The organism is Phaeobacter sp. SYSU ZJ3003 (assembly GCF_041300735.1).
GTDB lineage: Bacteria > Pseudomonadota > Alphaproteobacteria > Rhodobacterales > Rhodobacteraceae > Phycobacter > Phycobacter gallaeciensis_A.
Genome location: NZ_PXNU01000098.1, coordinates 1 through 6,106, shown reverse-complemented (window position 1 = coordinate 6,106; position 6,106 = coordinate 1). Strand labels below are relative to the sequence as shown.

Annotated in this window: 6 protein-coding genes; all 6 read left to right on the top strand. The window is 58.6% G+C overall.

Annotated features, from left to right (window positions below; translation table 11 throughout):
• Nucleotides 1-304 precede the first annotated feature (304 nt).
• Nucleotides 305-502, top strand: coding sequence for a hypothetical protein (locus C6W91_RS20545; protein WP_370571531.1), 198 nt, complete (start codon nucleotides 305-307; stop codon nucleotides 500-502).
• 36 nt (nucleotides 503-538) lie between these two features.
• Complete coding sequence (locus C6W91_RS20540; RefSeq protein WP_370571530.1) at nucleotides 539-892, top strand: DUF6538 domain-containing protein; 354 nt, start codon at nucleotides 539-541, stop codon at nucleotides 890-892.
• A 191-nt stretch (nucleotides 893-1,083) separates the two neighbouring features.
• Complete coding sequence (gene istA, locus C6W91_RS20535) at nucleotides 1,084-2,574, top strand: IS21 family transposase (protein ID WP_347508189.1); 1,491 nt, start codon at nucleotides 1,084-1,086, stop codon at nucleotides 2,572-2,574.
• Nucleotides 2,571-3,380 (top strand): IS21-like element helper ATPase IstB, encoded by an 810-nt coding sequence (istB, locus tag C6W91_RS20530; protein WP_347508179.1) that lies wholly within the window; start codon nucleotides 2,571-2,573, stop codon nucleotides 3,378-3,380. Before istA ends, istB begins: the two co-directional genes overlap by 4 nt.
• 180 nt (nucleotides 3,381-3,560) lie before the next feature.
• A complete protein-coding gene (locus C6W91_RS20525; RefSeq protein ID WP_370571529.1) occupies nucleotides 3,561-4,490 on the top strand; it encodes a tyrosine-type recombinase/integrase in 930 nt (309 codons plus the stop codon).
• A gap of 420 nt (nucleotides 4,491-4,910) precedes the next feature.
• Nucleotides 4,911-6,074, top strand: coding sequence for an AAA family ATPase (locus C6W91_RS20520; protein WP_370571528.1), 1,164 nt, complete (start codon nucleotides 4,911-4,913; stop codon nucleotides 6,072-6,074).
• Nucleotides 6,075-6,106: the final 32 nt, after the last annotated feature.

Here is a 6,106-nt window from a genome sequence, read left to right as displayed (position 1 = left end):
GCATCCTTCAAGGTCCCGCTCAGTCTACCGCAACCCGCTCAGAGCACGAGGTTTTTCAGACTTTCCTATAGATGCTTACAACCTTCACGCTGCTTGCGGCGACTGGATTCAGCTTCCGGCTGGCCTTGGCTTGGGGGCTGCGGAGGCGTTATGACCTTCGCCTGACCATCCCTGAAGCACTGGCTGCAATTGTGCTGGTGCTGGCCGGTTTGCCCGGATGGCTGAGCCCAATCCCGTTCCCCTTGCCCTTCAGTTTCACGCTGGGGGCTGTTCTGCCTGACCTTCTCACGAGGAGGGTTGAGGTATGACTTACCTCGACCTCAAGCCAGGCGACGTTGTCGTTATTCGAGCCGGAGACGACTGGCCCGAACACCTGTTCCGTATTGATGAGGTCTTTGACGACCTCGTGGCCGGATACTCAATCACTGGCCCCCTGAAAGACGAATACGGAGAGCCAGACTTCGATCTGATCCTTCGCGTTCATTCCCGAGCCGCAGGCTGATCCTACCCATACAACTTACTAAGAAAGGAACAGACCATGTCGTCTGCTCGAATTCGCTATGCCTATTTAAAGGGTCAAACTTGGCTCTATAGGCGGAACTACCCCAAGGAGGTGGCTGCTTTCCTCGGCCAACAGGCCCTTAAGCAGTCTCTCAAGACCAGTGACGCCAAGGTGGCCCGACAAAGGGCTGCCGAGGTAAACACCCGCTACGAGGAGACCGTGGATCAGGTTCTGTCAGGGGCGCTGTCTCTGCCACAGAGTGCCACGCTCTCGGACGCTTCCACATCGGAATGGGCAACCCCCTCGGAACTGGCTCTTGCTCGTCTCCGGGCCACTCTGGAACACTCTGAGCCCGTTAAGTACCAGCATGCCGCGCGACAAACAAGGTGAGAATCCAGCGTCAATCAGGATGAGAACGCGGGGGTGGGGGCTCGCAGGGAGGGCGTAGCCCGACTGGAGAGGCCCCACCCCCGCGTTGCGCCCCAAATGGGCGGGTCTGACGTCGTGGCCGGCTCGGATAGGGAATGATTTTCTGCGTAAGGAGATCGTTCATGCCGGGCCGACATGTCACTGATCAACTGATGAGGCTATTCATGACGCTCAGACAGACCCATTCCACTCCCGTGGCCGCAGCAAAGGCCGGTGTCAGCCAAGCGACCGGTTATCGACTGCAGGCCGACCCGACGTTGCCATCGCAAAAGAAGGTCCCACGCAGCCGACGTCGACCGGATCCGCTTGCGGATATTTTCGACACGGAGGTCGTGCCGCTGCTGCGCTCTGCACCGGGGATCCGGCCCGTGGCCGTTTACGAGGAACTTATGCGACGGCACCCCGAGCTGGGCACTGGCATCCGGCGCACGTTGGAGCGGCGGATGCGCACCTGGAAGGCCGAGCATGGCCCTGAACAAGAGGTGATCTTCCGGCAGACCCATACGCCGGGCAAGATGGGCCTGTCAGATTTCACCGCCATGGGCAAACTGGGCGTGACCGTAGCCGGTGAGCCGTTGGATCATCGGCTGTATCACTTCCGGTTGGCCTATTCCGGCTTCGAGCACGCCCATGTCGTGCTTGGCGGCGAAAGCTATGTAGCGCTGGCCGAAGGGCTTCAAAATGCCCTCTGGACGCTCGGTGGCGTGCCGCGGGAACACAGAACCGACAGCCTGTCGGCGGCTTTCAAGAACCTGGAAAAATCCACCCAGGCGGACCTCACCGACCGCGTCGATACCCTGTGCCGTCATTACGGCATGACGCCGACGCGCAACAACAAGGGCATTGCGCACGAGAACGGCTCCATCGAAAGCCCCAATGGTCATCTGAAGCGTGCCATCGAGGACGCGCTGGTCATGCGCGGCTCGCGCGACTTCGAAGACCTGACGGCCTACCGGCGCTTCATCGACGAGATCGTGGGCCGGATCAACGCCCGCAATGCCAAGCGTATCGACGTGGAGCGCGCCAGCCTCAAGCCTTTACCCGCCCGGCGCACAACGGATTACGAGGAGGTCACACTGCGCGTCACCTCCTCCGGTGGTTTCACCTTGCGCAAGGTGTTCTACACCGTACCATCTCGGCTGATCGGACATCAGCTACGGGTTCGGCTCTACGATGACCGGCTGGAGCTGTTCCTCGGGGGCAGCTCCCTGATGACGCTGCCGCGCGGTCGGGCATCGAGCAGCGGAAGCCATGGGCACGTGGTCAATTACCGCCATGTCATCCATTCCCTGCGCAAGAAGCCCATGGCACTCATGGGGCTGGTCTACCGGGATCAACTGTTTCCACGCCGGGCCTTTCGCGACATGTTCGAAGTCCTTCTGGAGCAGACCGGTGAGAAGGCAGCTTGCCGCATGACCGTCGATCTTCTGGCGCTGGCGCACGACCGGGGGTGTGAGGCCGAATTGGCTGCGCAGATCGAGGAGGACCTTCGTCAGAACCGCCCGCCTGACATGGCTGTCCTGCGGGCGCTCTTTGCCCCGTCAGACGAGGCACTCCCTCGGGTCGAGGTGAAGATGGCCGACCTTTCATCCTATGACCAGCTGGTCAGAAGTGCTGCGCCCGCTGAGGAGGTGGCTGCATGACATCGTCCCAGACCGATACCGCTCGCCTTACCCTCGCTCTGAACGAATTGCGCCTGCCTGCCATCAAGGCGCTCTGGCCACGCTTTACTGAACAGGCTGACAAGGAGGGCTGGCCTGCCGCCCGCCTGCTTGCCACTCTGGTAGAGCATGAACTGGCCGAACGCGATCGCCGCCGGATCGAGCGCCATCTCGCACAGGCACGCCTGTTGCCCGGCAAGACGCTAGAGACTTTCGACTTCACCGCCGTCCCCATGCTGTCCAAGGCCCATGTCAATGCCATCACCGCCGGCGACAGCTGGATCGGAAAGGGCAGCAACATCCTGTTGTTTGGCCCACCAGGTGTGGGCAAGTCGCATCTCGGATCCGCCATCGGGCTCGCTCTTGTCGAGAAAGGCTATCGCGTCCTCTTCAGCCGCACCACCGACCTGGTCCAGAAACTCCAGCAGGCGCGCCGCGATCTCGCTCTCGAAAGCGCCATCGCAAAGCTCGACAAGTTCCACCTGCTGATCCTTGATGATATTGCCTACGTCACCAAGGATCAGGCCGAGACCAGCGTGCTCTTCGAACTCATCAGCGCGAGATACGAACGGCGCTCCATGCTGATCACCGCCAACCAGCCCTTCGGGGAATGGAATACGATCTTTCCTGACCCGGCCATGACACTGGCCGCCGTCGACAGGCTCGTTCACCATGCCACCATCTTCGAGATGAATGTCGAAAGCTACCGGCGCAGAGCTGCCGAAAAGGCAAAGGGGCCGGGACGGCCTGCTCAAAGAGCTACACCGGCCAACGTCAAAGCTGATTGACGCGCCGCGACAATCAAAAACACAAAACACTTGATCGCGGCTGAAAAGACCGCCATCGTAACTCTCGTCGCGACCAAGGAGTCTCATCCTGATTGACGCGCTCTTCTCATCCAGATTGTCGCGCTACACCAGCAGGTGGTTCAGCCCAAGGCCACGGTCCAGGAAGCCGCCAGACGCTACTTGATCCTGCGCCAGAACGAGCTCAGGCCCAGCGGGTTTAAGTCGGTCCGCTATTCGATCGAGCTGTTCTCGTCCAAGTACGGGACACGCAAGCTGGTGGAACTGGCGCGGGAGGACGGACGGGAGTTCCTATCCCTGATCGCCCAGCTGAGCCCCACCATCGGAAAGTCGGAACGGACACGCGGCATGTCCCTGGATGCGTCAGTAGACTGGTCATCTCACGGCAAGGCCAAGATCACCGGGCGGACCCAGCGGCGTATATGGTCACAGGTCTGTCACTGGCTCGACTGGTGCGTGTACGAGGGTGAGCTGGTTGCCAACCCCTTCTCATCGGTCAGGTTCGAGGCCAAGGTTCGGCACCAGCCCTATGCGGTTCCGACGGACAAGGAGGTCAGGTTGCTGCTGGCTCAAGCTGATCCAATAATTGGCAAGGTCCTATTGATTTGCCTGTTGTCCGGCATGAGAGCGGGGGAAGCGGCAGGGCTACTTAGGGAAGATCTAGTGACCAAAGGCAATCTTGGTGGTTTTTTCTTGGTGCGCCCGAACCAATTACGCTTGCTGAAAACCGACGCGGCTGAGCGCCAGGTTCCTGTCCACTCAACACTCGATCCGGTACTGGCCAAGCTACCCAGCGCTGGGCCACTGTTCCCAGACCTGAAGGTGAACGACATAACCAAACGGTTCGCAAGGATCAGACAGGCGCTGGGCATCGACAGGCAAGGCTTGGTATTCCACTCCACTAGGAAGTGGTTCATCACTCAGTGCGAGCGGACAGGTGTTCCTGAGCACTTCACCGCCAGCATTGTTGGTCACAAGTCAGCCCGGTCTGAGAATGGGATCACCTATAGCATCTACTCTGCCGGTATCTCGGACGAGCAGAAGCGGCATATCGTGGACCAGATCAGGTTGCCAGCGGGGTGTTCGCCGTGAGCAAGATACCCGACATTGATGCCTTCGAGGAAAGGGCCGCTATCGCTGAATACGATGGCGGTCTTTCTCGTTCTGAGGCTGAGACTCTTGCTGCTCGACAACAGGGTTTCGTGAACGCCGAGGCCTATTGGCAGTGGTTAGCAGACTACGTTGTGAACAAGACCCTCCCACACTGAACTACGCTCTGTCCGGGTTCCCTCCATAGGGGTTCGGGCGGAGTATTTCAGACCTTCTCCCTAAGGTTGAAATATAAGCAATTTCAGATCTTTAGAAATAGGGTGCGCTAAAGCTAACCAAACGTATCCGCGTTGCCCCACTCAACGGGCTCAATTCGCCACGAAAAGGTCAGCACCCCTTACCCTTAAATCAAACTATGCGACGGCCCGAAATCCGGTCATCGCTGCCACAAGGATTCCCGATATGAATATGCTCAACGAAGAACAAAACGCAGTCGTAAACGCTATCGCCAGCATGCAGGGCGGAGACCGGCTGGTGGTCTCAGGACGGGCAGGCTCTGGCAAGACTTATGCCATCGCCAATTCCGTTTTGGATAGAAAGGCCCTTTTCCTCACCCCAACCCATCCGGCACGTTCTGTCTTGGATCAGGAGCTGCCAGACAAGCGCCACAAGGTGATGACGATTCACAGTGCGATCGGTTGGTACAGGCACAGAGACAATGACCTTGAGGCGGTAGAGGGCTATCGACCAGCCAAGAAAGCCGATCGGGGCGGTGGGAGTACAAGCGCGTTCGCGAAAGCAGACATCATCATTGTGGATGAATTCTCGATGGTCGGTTCGTTCCTATTCCGTGCAGTCGAAGAATACGCGAACGAATTTGGCTTGCCGGTCGTCTATAGCGGCGACCGCTTCCAGCTTCCGCCGGTTCAAGATCGAGAAGTAATCACGAAGCAAGGCTTCCCTACGATCACGCTGAACAAGAGTATGCGGTTCTCTGAGGATAGCGAGATATTTAAGTTGGGTGAGCTGCTTCGAGACGCGATCGAGAATAGGCCGACGGATGATCTGCCTTGCCTGTTCGATAGGGATGCTGTGCGGGTTGTTCCCGGTCAGACGTGGATGGATGGACTGACCAGAGAGTACTCCAGAGGTGGCAATCTGCTCGCGGTCACTGCGGATAACGAAACGCTGCGCCGCCTTCGCCATAAGGTGCGGCAAGTCGATCACGATAGGCTATGCGCTGGGGACGTCGTCATGAGTAAACAGACCGACGATCAGTTCAGAAATGGAGAGCAGTTCACAATCCGGCACGTTGAACGCAGCACTCACATCTTATCGGATGTTCCGGGTTGCTTGAGCCGATCTCACGAACTCAAGGTTCCCGGCTACGCGCTGGGCTTCGACGGGACGAACAAGATCGCCTTCGTGCTGGAGCGCGAAAAAGATGCCGACAAGCTGAGCAAGCGAATTCACCGCTTCTACGAAGGGGGCAAGCTCGACCGCGATGAGGCGGGTCGTATGCTCGACTGGCTTGACGGGATTAATCGTTTTGAGCTTTCGACGCTTGCGACCGTACATAAGAGCCAAGGGAGGGACTATCCTGAATTTTGTGCGCTGACGTGGTAACTGCTCACAGAGGAGACCCACGTATGAGCATT

Excerpts from the sequence above, each read along its gene's own strand:
- C6W91_RS20545 (WP_370571531.1), top strand. The coding sequence starts at position 305 with ATGACTTACCTCGACCTCAAGCCAGGCGACGTTGTCGTTATTCGAGCC.
- C6W91_RS20540 (WP_370571530.1), top strand. The coding sequence starts at position 539 with ATGTCGTCTGCTCGAATTCGCTATGCCTATTTAAAGGGTCAAACTTGG.
- istA (WP_347508189.1), top strand. The coding sequence starts at position 1,084 with ATGAGGCTATTCATGACGCTCAGACAGACCCATTCCACTCCCGTGGCC.
- istB (WP_347508179.1), top strand. The coding sequence starts at position 2,571 with ATGACATCGTCCCAGACCGATACCGCTCGCCTTACCCTCGCTCTGAAC.
- C6W91_RS20520 (WP_370571528.1), top strand. The coding sequence starts at position 4,911 with ATGAATATGCTCAACGAAGAACAAAACGCAGTCGTAAACGCTATCGCC.